General features: G+C 44.8%; 20 protein-coding genes. 11 read left to right on the top strand and 9 right to left on the bottom strand.

Annotated elements, in window-relative coordinates:
- Positions 1 to 16: 16 nt before the first annotated feature.
- The 3 genes from ACOIT5_RS22145 to ACOIT5_RS22155 all read left to right on the top strand — a co-directional run bounded on the left by ACOIT5_RS22145 (position 17) and on the right by ACOIT5_RS22155 (position 3,824).
- Complete coding sequence (locus ACOIT5_RS22145; protein WP_423128339.1) at positions 17 to 1,633, top strand: RagB/SusD family nutrient uptake outer membrane protein; 1,617 nt, start codon at positions 17 to 19, stop codon at positions 1,631 to 1,633.
- Between the two features lie 116 nt (positions 1,634 to 1,749).
- Positions 1,750 to 2,091, top strand: a complete 342-nt coding sequence (locus tag ACOIT5_RS22150; RefSeq protein WP_423128340.1) for a glycoside hydrolase domain-containing protein — start codon at positions 1,750 to 1,752, stop codon at positions 2,089 to 2,091.
- Between the two features lie 89 nt (positions 2,092 to 2,180).
- A complete protein-coding gene (locus ACOIT5_RS22155; protein ID WP_423128341.1) occupies positions 2,181 to 3,824 on the top strand; it encodes an ABC-F family ATP-binding cassette domain-containing protein in 1,644 nt (547 codons plus the stop codon).
- Between the two features lie 689 nt (positions 3,825 to 4,513).
- On the opposite strand, the gene ACOIT5_RS22160 is transcribed toward ACOIT5_RS22155, so the two are convergent.
- Positions 4,514 to 4,711: a hypothetical protein gene (locus ACOIT5_RS22160; protein WP_423128342.1), complete on the bottom strand. Its 198-nt coding sequence runs from the start codon at positions 4,709 to 4,711 to the stop codon at positions 4,514 to 4,516.
- A 554-nt stretch (positions 4,712 to 5,265) separates the two neighbouring features.
- Here ACOIT5_RS22160 and ACOIT5_RS22165 point away from each other — a divergent pair.
- From ACOIT5_RS22165 to ACOIT5_RS22175, 3 genes are all read left to right on the top strand, one after another.
- A complete protein-coding gene (locus ACOIT5_RS22165) occupies positions 5,266 to 5,625 on the top strand; it encodes a hypothetical protein (RefSeq protein ID WP_423128343.1) in 360 nt (119 codons plus the stop codon).
- Positions 5,626 to 5,750: 125 nt separating this feature from the next.
- Positions 5,751 to 6,512: an IS5 family transposase gene (locus ACOIT5_RS22170; RefSeq protein WP_423126326.1), complete on the top strand. Its 762-nt coding sequence runs from the start codon at positions 5,751 to 5,753 to the stop codon at positions 6,510 to 6,512.
- 49 nt (positions 6,513 to 6,561) lie between these two features.
- A complete protein-coding gene (locus ACOIT5_RS22175; RefSeq protein WP_423130636.1) occupies positions 6,562 to 6,999 on the top strand; it encodes a TIR domain-containing protein in 438 nt (145 codons plus the stop codon).
- 294 nt (positions 7,000 to 7,293) lie between these two features.
- Here ACOIT5_RS22175 and ACOIT5_RS22180 read toward each other — a convergent pair whose 3' ends face one another.
- Complete coding sequence (locus ACOIT5_RS22180) at positions 7,294 to 7,440, bottom strand: hypothetical protein (RefSeq protein ID WP_423128344.1); 147 nt, start codon at positions 7,438 to 7,440, stop codon at positions 7,294 to 7,296.
- Positions 7,437 to 7,742, bottom strand: coding sequence for a phage integrase N-terminal SAM-like domain-containing protein (locus ACOIT5_RS22185; RefSeq protein WP_423128345.1), 306 nt, complete (start codon positions 7,740 to 7,742; stop codon positions 7,437 to 7,439). Before ACOIT5_RS22185 ends, ACOIT5_RS22180 begins: the two co-directional genes overlap by 4 nt.
- 292 nt (positions 7,743 to 8,034) lie before the next feature.
- On the opposite strand from ACOIT5_RS22185, the gene ACOIT5_RS22190 reads away from it, so the two are divergent.
- Complete coding sequence (locus ACOIT5_RS22190; RefSeq protein ID WP_423128346.1) at positions 8,035 to 8,943, top strand: DNA adenine methylase; 909 nt, start codon at positions 8,035 to 8,037, stop codon at positions 8,941 to 8,943.
- Positions 8,940 to 9,656: an HNH endonuclease gene (locus ACOIT5_RS22195; RefSeq protein WP_423128347.1), complete on the top strand. Its 717-nt coding sequence runs from the start codon at positions 8,940 to 8,942 to the stop codon at positions 9,654 to 9,656. The genes ACOIT5_RS22190 and ACOIT5_RS22195 overlap by 4 nt, the downstream gene beginning before the upstream one ends.
- 164 nt (positions 9,657 to 9,820) lie before the next feature.
- Here ACOIT5_RS22195 and ACOIT5_RS22200 read toward each other — a convergent pair whose 3' ends face one another.
- Positions 9,821 to 10,282, bottom strand: coding sequence for a group II intron maturase-specific domain-containing protein (locus ACOIT5_RS22200; protein WP_423128348.1), 462 nt, complete (start codon positions 10,280 to 10,282; stop codon positions 9,821 to 9,823).
- A 12-nt stretch (positions 10,283 to 10,294) separates the two neighbouring features.
- Positions 10,295 to 10,573, bottom strand: coding sequence for a hypothetical protein (locus tag ACOIT5_RS22205; protein ID WP_423126726.1), 279 nt, complete (start codon positions 10,571 to 10,573; stop codon positions 10,295 to 10,297).
- A gap of 133 nt (positions 10,574 to 10,706) precedes the next feature.
- Here ACOIT5_RS22205 and istA point away from each other — a divergent pair, with 133 nt between their 5' ends.
- Both istA and istB read left to right on the top strand, forming a co-directional pair.
- On the top strand, positions 10,707 to 12,218 hold the full coding sequence (gene istA / locus ACOIT5_RS22210; RefSeq protein WP_423126725.1) for an IS21 family transposase: 1,512 nt from the start codon (positions 10,707 to 10,709) through the stop codon (positions 12,216 to 12,218).
- A 42-nt stretch (positions 12,219 to 12,260) separates the two neighbouring features.
- On the top strand, positions 12,261 to 12,980 hold the full coding sequence (gene istB, locus ACOIT5_RS22215) for an IS21-like element helper ATPase IstB (protein ID WP_423127130.1): 720 nt from the start codon (positions 12,261 to 12,263) through the stop codon (positions 12,978 to 12,980).
- Positions 12,981 to 13,007: 27 nt separating this feature from the next.
- On the opposite strand, the gene ACOIT5_RS22220 is transcribed toward istB, so the two are convergent.
- Positions 13,008 to 13,685 carry a reverse transcriptase domain-containing protein gene (locus ACOIT5_RS22220; protein ID WP_423128349.1) on the bottom strand — a complete coding sequence of 226 codons (678 nt, stop codon included), beginning with the start codon at positions 13,683 to 13,685 and terminating at the stop codon, positions 13,008 to 13,010.
- A 767-nt stretch (positions 13,686 to 14,452) separates the two neighbouring features.
- On the opposite strand from ACOIT5_RS22220, the gene ACOIT5_RS22225 reads away from it, so the two are divergent.
- A complete protein-coding gene (locus ACOIT5_RS22225; RefSeq protein ID WP_423128350.1) occupies positions 14,453 to 15,577 on the top strand; it encodes a Fic family protein in 1,125 nt (374 codons plus the stop codon).
- A gap of 127 nt (positions 15,578 to 15,704) precedes the next feature.
- On the opposite strand, the gene tnpA is transcribed toward ACOIT5_RS22225, so the two are convergent.
- The 3 genes from tnpA to ACOIT5_RS22240 form a co-directional block, all read right to left on the bottom strand.
- On the bottom strand, positions 15,705 to 15,980 hold the full coding sequence (tnpA, locus tag ACOIT5_RS22230) for an IS66 family insertion sequence element accessory protein TnpA (RefSeq protein ID WP_423128351.1): 276 nt from the start codon (positions 15,978 to 15,980) through the stop codon (positions 15,705 to 15,707).
- Between the two features lie 299 nt (positions 15,981 to 16,279).
- The gene (locus ACOIT5_RS22235; protein ID WP_423128352.1) at positions 16,280 to 16,537 is read right to left on the bottom strand and encodes a sigma-70 family RNA polymerase sigma factor; all 258 of its coding nucleotides are present in this window, start codon (positions 16,535 to 16,537) and stop codon (positions 16,280 to 16,282) included.
- A gap of 167 nt (positions 16,538 to 16,704) precedes the next feature.
- A complete protein-coding gene (locus ACOIT5_RS22240; RefSeq protein WP_423128353.1) occupies positions 16,705 to 17,604 on the bottom strand; it encodes a glycoside hydrolase family 16 protein in 900 nt (299 codons plus the stop codon).
- Between the last annotated feature and the right edge of the window lie 30 nt (positions 17,605 to 17,634).

The following is a 17,634-nucleotide window of genomic DNA, read 5'->3' on the forward strand; positions in this document are numbered from 1 at the left end:
CTAAACATACGTAACGATGAAAAATATAATCAAATACATCATTTTTCCGGCGCTTGCAGGTTTACTGGTTTCCTGCCATGATATTGATGTGCCGATCACGACACAGATGACCCCCGATGTCTTTCCGCAAAACGAAGAACAATACGCCCAGACCGCCGGCGCTGTTTATTCCGTTTTCAGGGGAGAATATGCGCACTCTTTTTTCTTCATGAGCACCATCAGCACGGATGAAGGAATTCTTCCGGCCAGGGGCGGAAACTGGTACGATAACCAAGGCTATCTGAAGATGCATTATCATACCTGGGATAAAGACCATGGCGCAACCAATTACCTTTGGTACATGATGGAAAAAACCATTGGGGTAAACAATCAGGCCCACTATATCCTCAAAAACGTCATGCCCGAAGGCTCAAACAAAAACACGACTTTGGCCGAACTTCGGACCATGCGGGCCATCACCTATTTTATCCTGATGGATTTTTACGGCAACGTTCCGCTGGACACCCTCTACGGCGATTTTGAGCCGCGAACAAACACGCCGCGTGCCCAGGTTTTTGAGTTCATCGAAAGCGAGCTGAAAAAAGCCATTCCCAACCTGAGCGAGGAAACAGGAGAGGCCACTTACGGGCGTCCGACCAAATGGACTGCCTATGCTTTACTGGCCAAAATGTACCTGAACGCCGAATATTACACCGGAACGGCCCGCTGGAACGATTGTATTGCTGCCTGCGACGCTGTAATCAGCTCCGGGAAATTTGCGATCGAACCTCGCAGTTCGTACCTGCAAATGTTCTACCCGGACAACGGTCCTCAAATGAAAGAATTCATTTTTGCCGTTCCGTTTGATCCCTCGGCCACAGCCTACCCGGGGACAAACGGACAGATGTACCGAGCCCGCTACGACGTACCGCGTTCGCTTCAGGCTAAATTCGAACTGCCATTCCGGCCGAGCGCGCCAATGAGTACCCTGCCCGAATTTTACGCCATTTTTGATGATGCGGGCGATATCCGCAACGATCAATGGCTGACCGGACCTCAGTATATGAAAGATGGTGTAACCCCGGTTATGGTGACTACGACAAAAAAAGGATATGACCAATTTTATACAGGCGATGATGGCGGTGATCCCTATACCTACCATGTTACTTTATCTCCTGATATCGTTTTACGTCAGAATGAGGCCTTGTTTGACTGCGGAAACGATGAGATTGCCTGGAATATGGGTTATCGCAACATCAAATTCTATCCCGATAAAACATCAACAAACCGGAATCAAAACAACGACGTTCCTTACCTGCGTTATTCAGATGTTATCCTGATGAAGGCAGAGGCGATCCTGCGCGGCGGAGCACCAACACTGGGACACACTGCCTTGTCGTTGGTCAACATGGTACGTGAAAAACGTTCCACTTCGCCGGCATGGACAAACGTTACACTCGAAGATCTTTACAACGAACGGGGCCGTGAGTTTGTGTATGAATGCTGGCGCCGGAACGATATGATCCGTTTTGGCAAGTTCGAAGGAACGTGGGGCTTTAAAACCAATAACGACACGTACCGCCGGATTTTACCAATACCGACCGACGCGATGAAATTAAATTCGTTGCTGGTTCAGAACCCGGGTTATAACTAAAAATAAAGTTAAGAAAGAGGCTGTCTGAAAAAAGTACTGGGTTCTCTGTATCCGTCACCCTGAATTTATTTCAGGGTCTGACGATCAGGGTATTGAGATCCCGAAACAAGTTGGGGATGACTGGCCCGGACCTTTTCAGACAGTCTCTTTTTTTATCTCCGGGAACAGCGTATCTTTCCCGTTCTCAACCCTCCATTCAAACAGCTTTTATTTTTAATTACCACAACCAAGCCCGGCAAACGCAACGCTGGTCGCGCGAGGTGGTCGAATCGGTATACGAAGGACTTAGCCCGCAACGGGGATACAACGGCGACGAAGACCAGGGACTGATGAGCTCACTTTCGGTTTTAATGAAAACGGGGCCTTTCTCCATGACGTGCGGATGTTCAACCGAGCCGGTTTACGAAATCGGAAGCCCGGTATTCGACCGGATGACTATTCGCCTGAACCCGGATTAGTATCCCGGAAATACTTGATACGAATCCATTCCTTTCATCATTCGGTCATTTGATTATCTTTGCCGGCTGATTTTTAAAACAAAAGAACGATGATTTCAGTTGACGGCCTGGCGGTAGAGTTTAGCGGGAGCACGCTTTTTAAGAATATCAATTTTGTAGTGAATGAGAAGGACCGCATTGCGCTGATGGGTAAAAACGGCGCCGGGAAATCAACCTTGCTGAAAATTCTGGCCGGCGTACAAACACCAACAAGCGGAAAAATATCGGCCCCGAAAGATGCCGTCATTGCCTACCTGCCTCAATACCTGATGGCCGAGAGCAAGCGCACCCTGTTCGAAGAAGCCTCGCAGGCGTTTGCCAGGGTGTTGAATATGCAGAGCAAACTGGATGAACTGAATCACGAATTGACGGTGCGCACCGATTACGAATCAGACGCATACAGCGCCATCATTGAGCAGGTGTCGGAACTCAGCGAAAAGCTGTACAGCCAGGGTGAAATTAATTTCGACGCCGAAGTGGAAAAAATCCTATTGGGACTTGGCTTCGAACGCAGCGATTTTAACCGCCCCAGCAACGATTTCAGCGGGGGCTGGCGCATGCGGATTGAACTGGCCAAAATCCTGCTTCAAAGCCCCGACCTCATCCTGCTCGACGAACCGACCAACCACCTCGACATCGAATCGGTACAGTGGCTCGAAGATTTTCTGGTGAACAATGCCAAAGCGGTGATTGTCATTTCGCATGACCGCCGTTTTGTCGACAACATCACCACCCGTACCATTGAGGTGACGATGGGCCGCATATACGATTATAAAATCAACTACACCAAATACCTGGAACTACGGCGCGAACGCCGCGAACAACAGCAAAAAGCGTACGACGAGCAGCAAAAAATGATTGCCGAGACGAAAGAATTTATCGAACGTTTCAAAGGTACCTACTCAAAAACCCTGCAAGTGCAGTTGCGCGTGAAAATGCTGGAAAAACTTCAGCTCCTGGAAGTGGACGAAGTAGACACATCGCACCTGCGGCTGAGGTTTCCGCCGTCGCCACGCTCGGGCAATTTCCCGGTGATTGCCGAAAATGTGTCGAAAAGTTATGACAATCACCTGGTATTTGAAGGCGCGTCGTTCAGCATTGAGCGAGGCGAGAAAGTGGCATTCGTTGGTAAAAACGGTGAAGGAAAATCGACGCTCGTCAAGGCTATGATGAAAGAAATAGAACACGGCGGCAAACTATCGCTCGGGCACAATACCCTGATCGGTTATTTTGCACAAAACGAAGCCTCCCTGCTCGACGAAAGCCTTACCGTTTTTCAAACCATCGACGATGTAGCCAAAGGCGATATCCGCACAAAAATCAAGGATATTCTGGGCGCTTTTATGTTTGGTGGCGAAGACTGGGACAAAAAAGTGAGCGTACTTTCCGGGGGCGAACGCACCCGCCTGGCCATGATCAAACTGCTGCTTGAACCGGTCAACCTGCTTATCCTCGACGAGCCCACCAATCATCTCGACATGCGCACCAAAGACATCTTGAAACAAGCTTTGCTTGAATTCGACGGCACGCTGATCCTCGTGTCGCACGACCGCGATTTTCTCGACGGGATGGTAACCAAGATCTATGAGTTTGGCAACCAGCGGGTAAAAGAACACCTCGAAGGCATCACCGAATTCCTTCAACGTAAAAAAATGGAACACCTGAATGAACTGGAAATAAAGAGCCGGAAATAGAAGCGAAGTCCGTAGAAGAAAGAAATTTCGGCTCACCGCTTCGCGGGTGCTCCTTCCCGAATCAAGTTTGAGACAAGCTCTTGGCAGGAAGAGAAAAAACCTGCATTCAGACCGTTGCCGGTTGTTGTGCTGCGGGGTGGCGTGGTTTTTAACCGCGCATTCGCTCATCGCCGGTTAAAAACCGGACACCCGGGTCGGAACGGCCTGCCCACCCCTTTTCAAAGCTTGTTCTTCTGTACAAAATCCCGGTGGGCTAACTGTCAGACACAAAACCTGACCGGCGAGGCAAATTATCAGGATATGATTAACCGTCAACCGGAAATCCCGGAGGGATTAAATACGGGTAGCCCCGGGTGATCCGGGAACAAATGTTTCATACGCCGCAAAGAGATGTGGTTTTGATTACGGGGAGACCGGCCGGGGTTGTTTTTTTACCAACGGGAATACCGTTTGCCAACGGTTCGCCGTTACCGCAGCTCCCAACTGAGTAAACAAACCGGTTCCCCCGCTGCGCTTAAAAAAAATGTTTCTCTGTACAAAAGCAGGCCGCAGTGTGTTATGTCCTTCCGGACCGGATTTACTTTTTTGTCTTAACACAAAAAAGCAAACAAAAAAAGTCAAGGCTGACGGTGATTTTGAAGGAAAACTACGGGTTGAGAATGCCACACGGCCCAACTCGTCGTTCCTCCTCAAACAGGGCCGCTTACCAGTCCCTGCCCCGATTCCCTTCCCTTATTTCCAGTTTCAAAATCGCCGTAGGCCATAGCCAGGCGACAGGTCATCAATGAAGCGCCGTCATGCTGAACTTGTTTCAGCATCTGTTGACCGGCGCACCCCCGGTGCAAGGTGCGTGATGCCAGACCAATTTTCCGGAAAATCCGTTTCAATTATGCGGAAAATACAATCCGATTATGCGGAAAATTCAATTGTAATATGCGGAAAACACAATTGGGTTTTCCGCGAAACAGAATTGGATCATCAGGATATTCCGAAAATCCTCCGCTGGCTGGTTCTCCCGCGGGCAGGCATTTATTAACCGGCGGTTCGGAAACCGCTGCACCCGCAGCGGGATGACACCCATTTACCAACTGTTTTTAAATTGATTCCAAATTAGCCAATCAGTAAAATTTATTACGTCAAGTTTTGTAAATTGGGGAGCGAAACCGGAAAATTCCGGCCGGTTGGTTGATTTGAAGCGTAAGGAAAAAACAACATAAACCCTTACCGGCGATGTTGAAGAAGAAAAACAGGGGCAAGGACGTTTTATGTTCCAAATTTTTCATTGCCGGATGGAAAAAACCCGATTGATGGTTTGATGTGAGTGAGGGACGTATAACGATACTTTCCGGATTTGGAAGAATATCTTTCACTTTCCATCCGACAAAACGGAAATATATGTACCTGGTAAATATAGACAAACGTTAGCCACAATTGTAAAAGAATGAAGAAAACAGCTGATTATATAAATGATTTAGAAGACTTTAAGAATCTTCTCTCACATTGGGAATATGGTAGTCCAACACATGAGACAAGAACGCAAATCAATAAAAAACTCAGAAATGTAAGAAATTTAATTTCCAGAACGGGTTCTTTAAAGACTTATACTATTTCCCCTCCACCAGCGATTGGAGGAATGATTATGAAAAATGTTGACCCATTTACATTAATTTTTGACCCACCATATGGACAATCAATAATTCCACCGTTAATTGACATGATTGATGAAGCGATTGGATATATCGAGACGAACGAAGATTTTGACCCAAATCCCAAAATTCCAAAGACTAAGAGACTGTTTTGATTTTAAATTTAAAAAATATTATAGCGCAATTAACACCAAGGTGTTTATAATTAAAAAATTGGTTATCAGCTAACTATATCAGGTTAGATTTTCTTTGCACTAAAATAACGACAAATTAGTGTACGATGAAAATTTACCCAAGTGATTTAACCGATAACCAGTGGCAAGTTATAAAAGATTTGTTTGAACAAGAGCGAAAAAGAAAACATAGTTTACGATCAATTGTGAATGCAATTTTGTACATAACCAAATCCGGTTGCCAATGGCGGATGCTCCCCAACGACTTTGCGCCATGGCAGACAGTTTATTATTACTTCAGACAGTGGAAGTTAAACGGGCTTTTGGAGGAATTGCATGATTATCTTGTCGAAAAGGTCAGGGTGCAAAAAGGCAGAAACCCTGTTCCATCTGTTGGCATAATTGACAGTCAATCCGTTAAAACAGTCAATGTTTGTCAAGACGAGATTGGGTATGATGGCGGCAAAAAGATTAAGGGCAGAAAAAGGCACATTGTTGTTGATACCCTTGGCTTACTACTGGCCATTGTAGTCCATTCAGCAACGCCACATGACAGCAAGGCCGCAGAACTTGTATTTAAAATCCTTAAAAATAAATACATAAAAGGGATCGTAAAAATATTTGCCGATGGCGGTTATCGGGGGGAATTAATAGAGACAGCCAGGATAAAATTTGGTTGGGCCCTCGAAATTGTCAAAAGAAATGAAGCCCACAAATTCAAAATCCTGCCTAAAAGATGGATTGTTGAAAGAACATTTGCCTGGATTTCATTTCAACGACGGACCTCGAAAGACTATGAAAGGTTGACCGAAACAAGTGCAGCCTTTGTCCAATTATCAATGATAAGATTGATGCTTAACAAATTTTGACAATGATTTCAAAACAGTCTCTAATACGCAAAATGAAATTTCAAATAGGATTTTTTTAGTTCACGGTCATGACAAAGAACTAAAAGAAACAACAGCAAGATTCTTAGAGAAAATCGGCTTGAAACCAATAATTCTACACGAACAGTCAAGCAAAGGATTAACAATCATTGAAAAATTCGAAGAATACTCAGATGTTGCTTTCGCTGTTGTCTTATTGACTCCAGACGATTTCGGATGTGCATCTGAAGAAAAACAAAATTTACAAAAGAGAGCAAGACAAAATGTAATATTTGAATTAGGTTACTTCATAGGAAAATTAGGTCGAAAGAATGTAGTTGGACTTGTTAAAGACAATATAGAGATTCCGTCAGATTACACAGGAGTAATTTATATTGGTGTTGACAATAGTGATGGATGGAAAATGATTTTATCAAAAGAAATTAAAGCCGCAGGATTAAAAATTGACTTAAACAAAATATTTGAATAAACAACTGTGGCTAATAAATAGGAACATGAGCGGCGTGCAGCGCCCAGCGATTGTTCCCGGTTGAACTACACCCGCCGGGCTGAGGGCTATGCACTTATTGAAGGTTTTTATTGGATTTCACAGATAGAATGGGCAGGAAAGAGCCCGCCGTTCATTGACATGTTGCAGGTTTTTGTGCTTTTCAGTTCAGTTTGCATCAGCGAGGTGATGTTTAAGCCCTGCTTTTTTTGCGTTTTTGCCGGTATGGGGGCATACCTCTCCCGGATACGCCGGGAGCGTAACGTGATTTAGTGATTATGACGAATAGATCAGCGTGAGCACCACCCGTTGTTTCAAAAGCGTTGGCGCGGTAAAAAGCTCTTTAAGCTCCTGTTGGTTCAGGATGACCGGCAGTTTGGTATTTCCTTTCAGCGAAGGCAGGGCAATGGCATTTTTGTTCATCCCCGGCAAGCGGTAATAGTAGCGCAGCCCGTACACCATGTGTTTAAAACTGCTGCGCGAAGGCGAGCGGGGATCGCGGGCCAAAGCTGCAGGTACTCGTTGATCTCTTCGGGATCGATCTGTTCGGGAAGCTTCCCGAAACGGACCACAAACAGGGCGATGCGGCGGATGTAATTATTTAACGTACTTTTGCTTTGTCCGCGCAAAGTAACCTGTTGCTCCAGCTTGCGGACCACTTTTTCAAACTCAGGAACAAGCACAACAGCCTGCTCAACGATAGTTAAACCCGATTTCTTTCTCATATTCAGAAATTTTAATGGTTAAAAATTCCGGAGTATAGGAAGAATCGGGTACTTTTAAAACACTACCCGCGTAGGCGGGTTTAGTTCAACAAATTGCAAATTGCATTGCGGTGCAGTGGTGTGCGTTGTCTCTGCTCCTTTCTTGACCGTCATGTCCTGGCGGACACTGACGCTCTTCGAAATCCGCAACGACAACTTGCAAGTGACCGTTGTACCCCATTTTAAAAAGACGTCATACCATTGATAAGGCATGTTGAACGAAAATGATTAAATTTGTAAAAAAAAGGATTACATGAAGATACCACATCCGATACCATATCAGGGCAGCAAAAGAAACCTTGCTGCTGACATCTTGAGATTTTTTCCTCAAAAGATTGATAGATTAATTGAGCCTTTTGCTGGTTCGGCTGCAATAACTATTGCATCAGCATATTATTTCAAGGCTAATAAGTTTATTGTAAATGACATAAATGAACCTTTAATAAACCTTTGGGACAAAATTGTAAATGAGCCTCAGACAATAATTCGGGATTATCATCATATTTGGAATAATCAACTTGGCAATGAAGAGGAATTTTATTATCAAATAAGAGACAATTTTAATCAAACAAAAGAGCCAAAATATCTATTGTTTTTATTGGCAAAATGCGTTAAAGCTGCCGTAAGATATAATGCAGAAGGCAATTTTAATCAAAGTCCTGATAAAAGAAGGAAAGGGCGTTTACCAGAAAATATGAGATTTGATATTTTAAATGTTTCAAATTTATTAAAGGATAAAGTTACTTTCTATTCCGTTGATTATGAGAAAATTTTGGATATGGCAACTGAAAATGATTTAGTGTATATGGACCCGCCATACCAAGGGACAGCGAAAAATGGCGGTTTTAGATATATGGAAGACCTTAATCATGAAAATTTCGTGATTTCACTTTATAAATTAAATAAGCGGAATATTCCGTTCATTTTAAGCTACGATGGTCGGACTGACAACAAAACATACGGAGAGGAACTTCCAAAGGAATTGAATTTACATAAAATTGAAATAGATGCAGGTCGTTCTTCAATTGCAACATTGCACAGTAGGAACGAACGGACATATGAAGCTGTTTATATATCCGATAACTTGGCCTCAATTTCGCATATAAATAAACGGATAGAATCAGTTTCAATTAAACAGCCTTCATTGTTTGACTTCGTATGAAAAAGTACCCAAAAGAATTTTTAAAACTTGCTGAATCAATAACCAATAAAAGAGCCAAGATTGTTATTGACCATATACTTAAACATGGTTTTATAACAACTGAAGATTTGGAAAAAACTTACGGATATAATCATCCACCCCGTGCGGCAAGAGATGTTAGGGAGGCGGGAATCCCACTTGAAACATTTAAAACAAAATCCGCTGATGGTAAATCAATTGCTGCATACAGATTTGGAGACCGTTCAAAAATTCGTAATAATCGGGTTGACGGAAGGCAAATATTTTCGAAAGAGTTCAAAAAATCATTATACGATGCAAATAATGGGCATTGCTACATCTGCAATGGAAAGTTTGAAGAAAGGTATTTGCAAGTTGACCATAGAGTGCCATATGAAATAAGCGGTGATGATGAAAATTTTCAACAAAACATCAATGACTATATGCTTCTTTGTGCTTCTTGCAATAGAGCAAAGTCATGGTCTTGTGAACACTGCGAAAATTGGAATGATTCAAAAGATATTGAAATCTGTTTAAAGTGTTATTGGGGCAGACCTGAGAATTATGACCACATCACTTTGGAAAAGATTCGCCGACTCGAATTGACATGGCAAGGAGTTGAAGTGAATTTTTTTGAAGCATTAAAGAAAGAAGCGGACAAGGGAGAAATTGCATTGCCTGACTATGTAAAATCATTATTAATCAAACACATATAAAAGAGAAAGAAATAAAAACGGGGTACAATCGAGTAGACTGCCCCGCCAGTGAATACTGACGGGGAGAGCCTCTCACACCACCGTACGTACGCGAGCTTCGCTCCTCCCTTTCGATTCAAATGTCCACCGGACATTCAAATCTCAGGCACGTATACGGCGGTTCGTTAAACAATGGGAAATAGTGGCGAACTTTGGTAATGTGGGCTTACTTTGCAATAATGGGCCAATAACGATTCGTAGCCCCGTTGGGTGAGCCGTGCTACCGTGATGGTGGTGTTCAGTATTGGGCTTTGGGCAATTGCCCAGCCACCCATTCTGCTCCGGCTCCATTGGTAGGCATAGTCCAAATCTACCCCAAGTCTTATCAGGTTTTTCCGCTTTCGCTCCGGTTTTTTCCAATCGGTCCAAATGCAATAGCGTATCCGGTTGCGTAACCATCCGTCCAGTTCGTTGAGCTTATTGTATATGCCCGCAAACCTGAAATAGTTGGTCCAACCCCGTTGTACCTCTTTTAGCTTTTGTATACGTTGGTCGAAACTCATGGGCTTTGTTTTACGGGTTATTTCTTTTAGCTTGGCTTTCAACGTTCCCCAACGTTTATCTTCAATGGATAATCCGGAGCACAACCACCCAGTAATTTAGAAAGAATCCAGAGGAAATGAACGTTTTTCAAAAGGAAAAAACATGACATTCCGGCGGATATGCACCCAAAAACGGGGTTGTTTGGGGCATTTTAGGTTGTAAAATGTGATTTTGAAGGAATCACGCTGCCCCGGCCAGACCGGTTCCGGAGCATAACCACCCAGTGGGTGCAAGTTATCCGAAAACGGGAGAAAACGGCACGGATTCCGGAGCATGACCACCCAAAAATGGGCCGCTAATCCAATGGCAGACAGGTGGATATTTTTTCGTGGCATCCCGTTGGCGGGTTCTGACAGAATCCGGAGCATATGCACCCACTAACCTGGTTTCCCTGAGTAACTTTTCGAGTACTTTGTGTGCTTATAAAACCAATCAAGCACACGGATTATGGCAAGAAAAGTAATACTTATGAGTCAGTTAAAACAAATTTTGAGGCTTCATCAGAGCGGGCTGTCCAACCGTCAGATCGGAAAAGAACTCGGCATTTACAAAGGGACGGTCAACAACTACATGCAAAAAATAGCATCCGGGAAACTGGATATCGGAGAGCTTCTTACCCTGGATGATCCGGTGCTGGAAGGCCGTTTTCATGCCGGAAACCCGGCCTACCTGGAAGATCGCTTTAATGAGCTGAAACAAATGCTCCCTTATCTTGAAGGAGAACTCAAACGCAGGCACGTGACCATCAAACTGCTTTGGCAGGAATACCGTGAAAAGCACCCGCAGGGGTACAGCTACTCCCAGTTCTGCTTTCATTTAAACCAGTTGCGTGTAGCCCGTAAATCTTCCGCGGTGCTGACCCACCAGCCCGGGCAGCAACTTTTTGTCGACTTTGCAGGGGATACGCTCTCTTACGTTGATCGTGAGACCGGGGAAGCGATAAAAGCGTATGTTTTCGTGGCTACCCTGCCTTACTCGGATTACAGCTTTGCCATGGCTGTTTCCCATCAGAACACGGAAAATTTTCTTTATGCACTTGGCTGCTGTTTGCAGGCACTCAGTGGTGTCCCCAAAATTGTGGTTTGTGATAACCTCAAGGCTGCCGTGATCAAAACCGACCGGTATGAACCGGACATTAACCGGGTGATGGACGATTTTGCCAACCACTATGGTTTTGCCGTGCTGGCTGCGCGTGTGCGGACCCCAAAAGACAAGGCTCTGGTGGAGAACCAGGTTAAGCTGGTTTACCAGCGGGTGTATGCCCGGTTGCGTAACCATGTCTTTTTTTCCCTGGCCGACCTGAACAGGGCGATCAGCGAAAAGATCCTGCAACATAACCAGACCCGGATGCAACAACGGGAGTACAGCCGCGAAGAACACTTTCTGGCCGATGAAAAAGGACTGTTAAAAGCCTTGCCCCTGTCAGGTTTTGATATCCGTTATTATGCGAGCCTGAGGGTGCAGCAAAACAGTTGTATTTACCTGGCACGGGACAAACACTATTATTCGGTTCCTTACGCCTGCACCGGGGAACAGGCCAGTGTGGTTTATACCCGTACCCTGGTGCGGATCTATTGCAAATCAGAGCTGGTTGCCACTCACCGGCGCACCATCGGTTTCGGATATACGCTCGTGCGGGAGCACATGCCATCGGCCCATCAGCATTACATGGACCGCAGCCCCGGGTACTACATGGACCTGGCCCGCAAACGGTCAGATGGCCTGCTCTGCCTGATGAAGATGATGTTTGCAAAGGAAGAAACGCCCGAGGTTTTATACAAACGCTGTGAGGGGTTGTTGAGCCTTCAACGCAAAACCGATCCCTTCTGTTTTGAAGAAGCCTGCCGGGTGGCCGTTGCCAACGGCATACCAAGTTATCAGTTTGTTCGCAGGCGAATCGAAAACAGGATGACATCGGATAAGCCTTCAACCATAAAGAAACTCCCCAAACACGGAAACATCCGGGGAGACTATCAATAATCAAGGAAAATAATCAGAGTACAAACCAAAAATGAAAAGAAGATGGATCAAATGATCACCCAACTCAGCGGGCTTCGGTTGTCAGGGATGGCCGCCTGCTGGAAAACATTAATTGAGACAAGAAAAACTACAGAACTTTCCCTGGAAGACGGGCTGGCCCTGCTGCTCCAGGCAGAACAGGACCAGCGTAAAATGAACCGGTTCAGCCGGCTGGAAAAGAATGCCCGCTTTCGTTACCGGATAAGCCTGGATCAAATCGACACCAACCCGGCAAGGGGAATCGACAAATCCCTGTTGACAAGGCTGGGCATGGGCGATTACATCAAGAACGGGGAGGCCGTGATCATTGTCGGACTAACCGGGGTCGGCAAAAGTTCACTGGCCTCGGCCCTGGGACTGAAAGCGTGCGAACTGGGCTATAGCGTAGCGTATTTTAATATGCAAAAGCTGATGATGAAACTAAAGATTGCCCGACTGGAAGGCACTATAACCCGGGTTTTTGACAAACTGGCCAAAACAGAGCTGCTTGTCCTGGACGATTTTGGATTATCGCCACTGGAAGGACAACAGCAACTGGATCTGATGGAAATCATCGAGGACCGCCATGCCCGAAAGTCAACCATTATTGCCAGCCAGTTGCCGGTGGCCAGTTGGTTTGATGTCTTTTCCGAACCCACCGTGGCCGACAGCTTTCTGGACAGGATCGTCTATACGGCACACCGGTTTGAACTAAAAGGTGAGAGTTTAAGAAAAAAACGGTAATATTGTCAGTCAAATAAGTTCTTCGATTTAGTTACTCAACCTGGGTGGTATACGCCGGATTACTGGGTGGTAGCTTCCGGAATAGCCAATCTTCAACAACCAGTTGGATAGTAAAGGGCTTAGCGGACTTCCTTGTGGTACGCCTTTGCGCCGTTTGGCCAGTTTTCCGTCCAGCAAAACCGGCACCCGCAACCAACGGCGGATCAGGCGCATGGTTGCCCTGCATTTTATCTTGCGATAAAGTATTTGCAGCAGCAAACAATGATCTACTTCGTCGAAGAACCCCTTCAGATCAATATCAACAATGTGTTGATGCCCTGAGTTGATATAGCCCAACGATTTCTGTATGGCCTGATGGGTGTTGCGACCTGGCCGAAAACCATAGCTGTAACCCGAAAACATATACTCGTATTGGGGCATAATAATGCGCACTACCGCCTGTTGCAGCATCCGGTCGACAACCGTGGGGATTCCCAGCAGTCGTTTCTTGTTGTTGCCCTTCGGTATTTCCTTGCCCCGTATGGGTTGCGGGCTGTATTCGCCTTGGCGTATCAGTGCTGTTAGTTCGTCCCTGTGTTTATCCAGATACGGTCTCAGCTCTTTTACGCTCATGGCATCCACTCCGGATGCCCCTTTGTTGCGGATCACCTCACGGCTCGCTTCTGTAAGGTTTCCGGCACTCAAAATAGCGTCAATGGTTTGCATACATTTTCTTACTTTCCAAAATAGTCCAACTCTTGTTCCCCTTTCTCTTTTCTGTTGCGCTTGCCGGCGGCTGTTTGATACTCCGTTCGGTATTTGCAACTGTTCAACGTTCAGCCCTTCATTGCTTTGTGAGACCTCCGCTTCATTCATCGGCTCGTTACCAACAACTAATATGGCCTCTGCTGACTCCTTGGCTTAACCAAACCCGTGGCTGCCAAGGTATCCCCTGGTAAAAGCTTTTCCCTTCCTCCAATTCCTGCAGCATCTACTACAAAACGATTTTGATATTCTTCGGACGTTACAATGATGTGTTTGCTTATCCTCGTTTCATAGCCTCATATCACACCGCTTCCGCTTTTCATTCCGTCAAATATCCACCGGACATTTGGTTTTACTATCGTAAAACTGCACTCCATTCACTGTTCGTCAGTACCGGATTTTGCCGTGGTATTTGCTCTTTAATCAATCGCAAATAACCTTCACTGCTGCCGTCACCGGCAACCACCTTGTCACTTGCTAATACTTCCGGGCGTTACCCCGGCGTATAAGGGACTTACACCCTCCGGAAAAATACACACTTGTTGTTTTGCCGCTATGTAAAGTTTATTTGTATTCTTAAACTTTTTCCAGAGCTTACAACAAGTGCCAACAAGGCTGAGAAACATCCTGCATGAAGGAAACAGACTTAATTTTTAAATAATAAGATTTCTTATTTAAGAAATTTTACAAATAATTAAATAAGAGTTATCTTTATTTAAAATTTTACCATGAGACAGTTTAAATCTGGTCAATATATTAGTCAAGGTTATTATAAAAGCTTTCAACCAGAGTTTATTAATAGGCAATTGCAAGTCGATAACATGGAAATATTGCAATTGTTAAGCCAAGCTGATAGAGAATTAGGGCGATTGGACATGTGTTCAAAATATATTCCCAATATCGAATTGTTTATCAGTATGCATGTGTTGAAGGAAGCGACACAGAGCAGTAAAATTGAAGGAACTCAGACAAATATAGATGAAGCCCTTTTAGCGAAAGAAGACTTGCCATTAGATAAACGAGATGATTGGGAAGAAGTTCAGAACTACATAAAAGCAATGGAATGGGCTATTGAGCATCTTGATAAACTGCCTTTTTCATCACGATTAATAAGAGAAACTCATCGTGTATTGCTTCAAGGTGTGCGAGGAGAAAAAAAACAACCTGGTGAATTTCGGATTAGTCAAAACTGGATTGGTGGAGCAACAATAAATGATGCTGTATTTATACCTCCAGTTCACAGCTCTGTACCCGACCTAATGAGTGATATTGAGAAATTTATTCATAACGAAGAATTTCATATACCTGAAATGCTTAAAATAGGACTGGTTCATTACCAATTTGAGACAATTCACCCTTTCCTTGATGGAAATGGTAGAGTAGGACGATTAATAATTCCGCTTTATTTGGTAAGCAAAGGAATATTACAAAAACCAGTATTGTATTTGTCTGATTTTTTTGAGCGAAACAGGCAGTTATACTATGATAATTTAACAATCGTAAGAGAAAAAAATGATTTAGGACAATGGTATAAATTCTTTCTTGTAGGAGTGATTGAAACTGCTAAAAATGGAATTATCACTTTTGACAATATACTACAACTTCAAAAGCAAATTGATATTGACATCCAATCATTAGGCAGTAGAGTTTTAAAAGCAAAAAAAGTAATAGACTACTTGTATAAACGTCCGCTGATTACAGCGGACAAGGTTAGTGAGATTGCTTCGATTTCTATGCCATCATCTTACAAATTGATTTCTGATTTAGAGAAACTTAAAATATTGAAAGAAAAGACTGGTGGACAAAGAAGTAGAGTATATGTGTTTGATAATTATTTAAAATTATTTAGATAAAGCCCAGTTGGCATTCGAGTAGACTGCCCCGCCAGTGAATACTGACGGGGAGAGCCTCTTACACCACCGTACGTACGCGAGCTTCGCTCCTCCCTTTCGATTCAAATGTCCACCGGACATTCAAATATCAGGCACGTATACGGCGGTTCGTTAAACAATGGGAAATAGTGGCGAACTTTGGTAATGTGTATCCGCCCGGGGACGGGCACCGTGATGCTTCTTGTCCGTTCCCAAAAACCATCGGTACAAACCCTCTTTTAGGGGGAAGCTGTCCTCTGAGTTTGTTCTGCCAGTAATAAAACTTGGCTTCGTTCATTTGCTGGTTGGCGCAATAGTCACGGGTGGTCAAACCCGACGCCAGGAAATCATCGTAGATAGCCCGGAACTTTTTCTCGTTTAACATGTCGATATCTTTAAAATCAAGCCACGAATGTAGAGACCGGCAAAATGATTTAAAGCACGGGGGGTCAGCGAATACTTACAGACTATCAGCCTAATGGGAGTCGGAGGAAGAGGTGAGCCGGCAAGGTGTCGGTGTAATTTGGACTGAAACAGCCGGCACATCTTGAACCGAAACGGGTGGCACAAATTCGTCCGTTTTATTAACAGTTGGGCCCGGAAACGGTACAAGCGTTACAAAACGAGCATCAACCGGCCTTATACCTGGCTGAAAAGAGTGAAAGAACAATACCCGACACTGTTTTACCACGCATGCCGGCTGTCCTGGTGTTTCTGTACCACTTTTTGGTGCTTCAAATGGTTTAAACAGGCGTTTCGCACCGAGCTAAACAAGTAGGCCTTCAGGTGTTCTTCATCCAAAAGGGCTTTTTTCTTCTCCCAAACCAAAGCAAACACATCCTGCACCAGGTCGAGCGCTGCGGCTTCGTCGGACACAAATTTCCGGGCATACAAAAACAGCGGGCGATGGTACTTGCGGAATATTTGTTCAAAGTCTGACATGGGTTAGGATTTCGGGGGGTAAAATAACGAAATAATTGCTCAAATATAAAAATCAAAATCTCCCGGAGTTCGTTTAAATGATCCTCAACGAAAAAAGCTCCCTGAAATTCAGGGAGCTTAACCACATTCAAACAAAACCTTACTCTTATCTGATCCTAACCTACAGTTTATTGAAATACCCGCACATAGTCGATGAGCATCGCGGCCGGAAAAACCTGGTCGTCGACCCCGTGTTTACCGCCCCAATTGCCGCCAACAGCTACATTTAACAGCAAATAAAAAGCCTGATCAAAAGGCCAGTCGCCCGGACCCTTTCCGCTGTTTTTAAAGGTATGCTGAAAATTGCCGTCGACAAAAAAGTCGATTTGATGCTCATCCCAGTCAATGGCATATACATGAAAAGCATCGTACATTTCGGCCAAATAAGCCGATTTTCCTTTTTGTGTGCCAATCATGTGGTTGAAATGTTCCGTATGCACCGTGAAGAATACCGAGTCCGGGTTATAACCCACATGTTCCATGATGTCTATTTCGCCGCTTTTTGGCCAGCCGCCATAGTTGTTTTCAGTTGGAAGCATCCAGATGGCAGGCCATAATCCGCGCCCCTGCGGCAGTTGAGCCCGGACTTCTACCCGACCGTACTTCCAGTCGCCTTTATGTCTGGTGACCAGCCGGACCGAGGTATAGTTTTTTGTGTCGTACGGTTGAGCCCGGGCGATCAGTTCCAACTGTCCGTTTTTTACGTTTACATTGTTGGAATCGGCCCTGGTGTAGTATTGCAGTTCGTTGTTCCCCCACCCGTGCCCGCCAACCTGGTAGTCCCATTTGACGCTGTCGGGCAAACCGTCGTAATCAAATTCATCGCTCCAAACCAACTTTCGGTTTTTATCCCGATCAAACTCCACGGATTCTGTCGCCGGTTTTTTCCGGTCATCAGCCGTTCCGGGAACCGCGTGGCTTTCCGGCAAAGGTTCAGCAGGGATGCCACAGCCGGTTTGTTCAGCAAGCAGACTGCCGGGATGTAAACACCAGATCAGTGTCAATGAAAATAACAGGAATTTTTTCATGTCATGTATTTTAGATGCAGAAGGGTGTGT

This window comes from Gaoshiqia hydrogeniformans (genome assembly GCF_049347105.1).
Taxonomy (GTDB): domain Bacteria; phylum Bacteroidota; class Bacteroidia; order Bacteroidales; family Prolixibacteraceae; genus Gaoshiqia; species Gaoshiqia hydrogeniformans.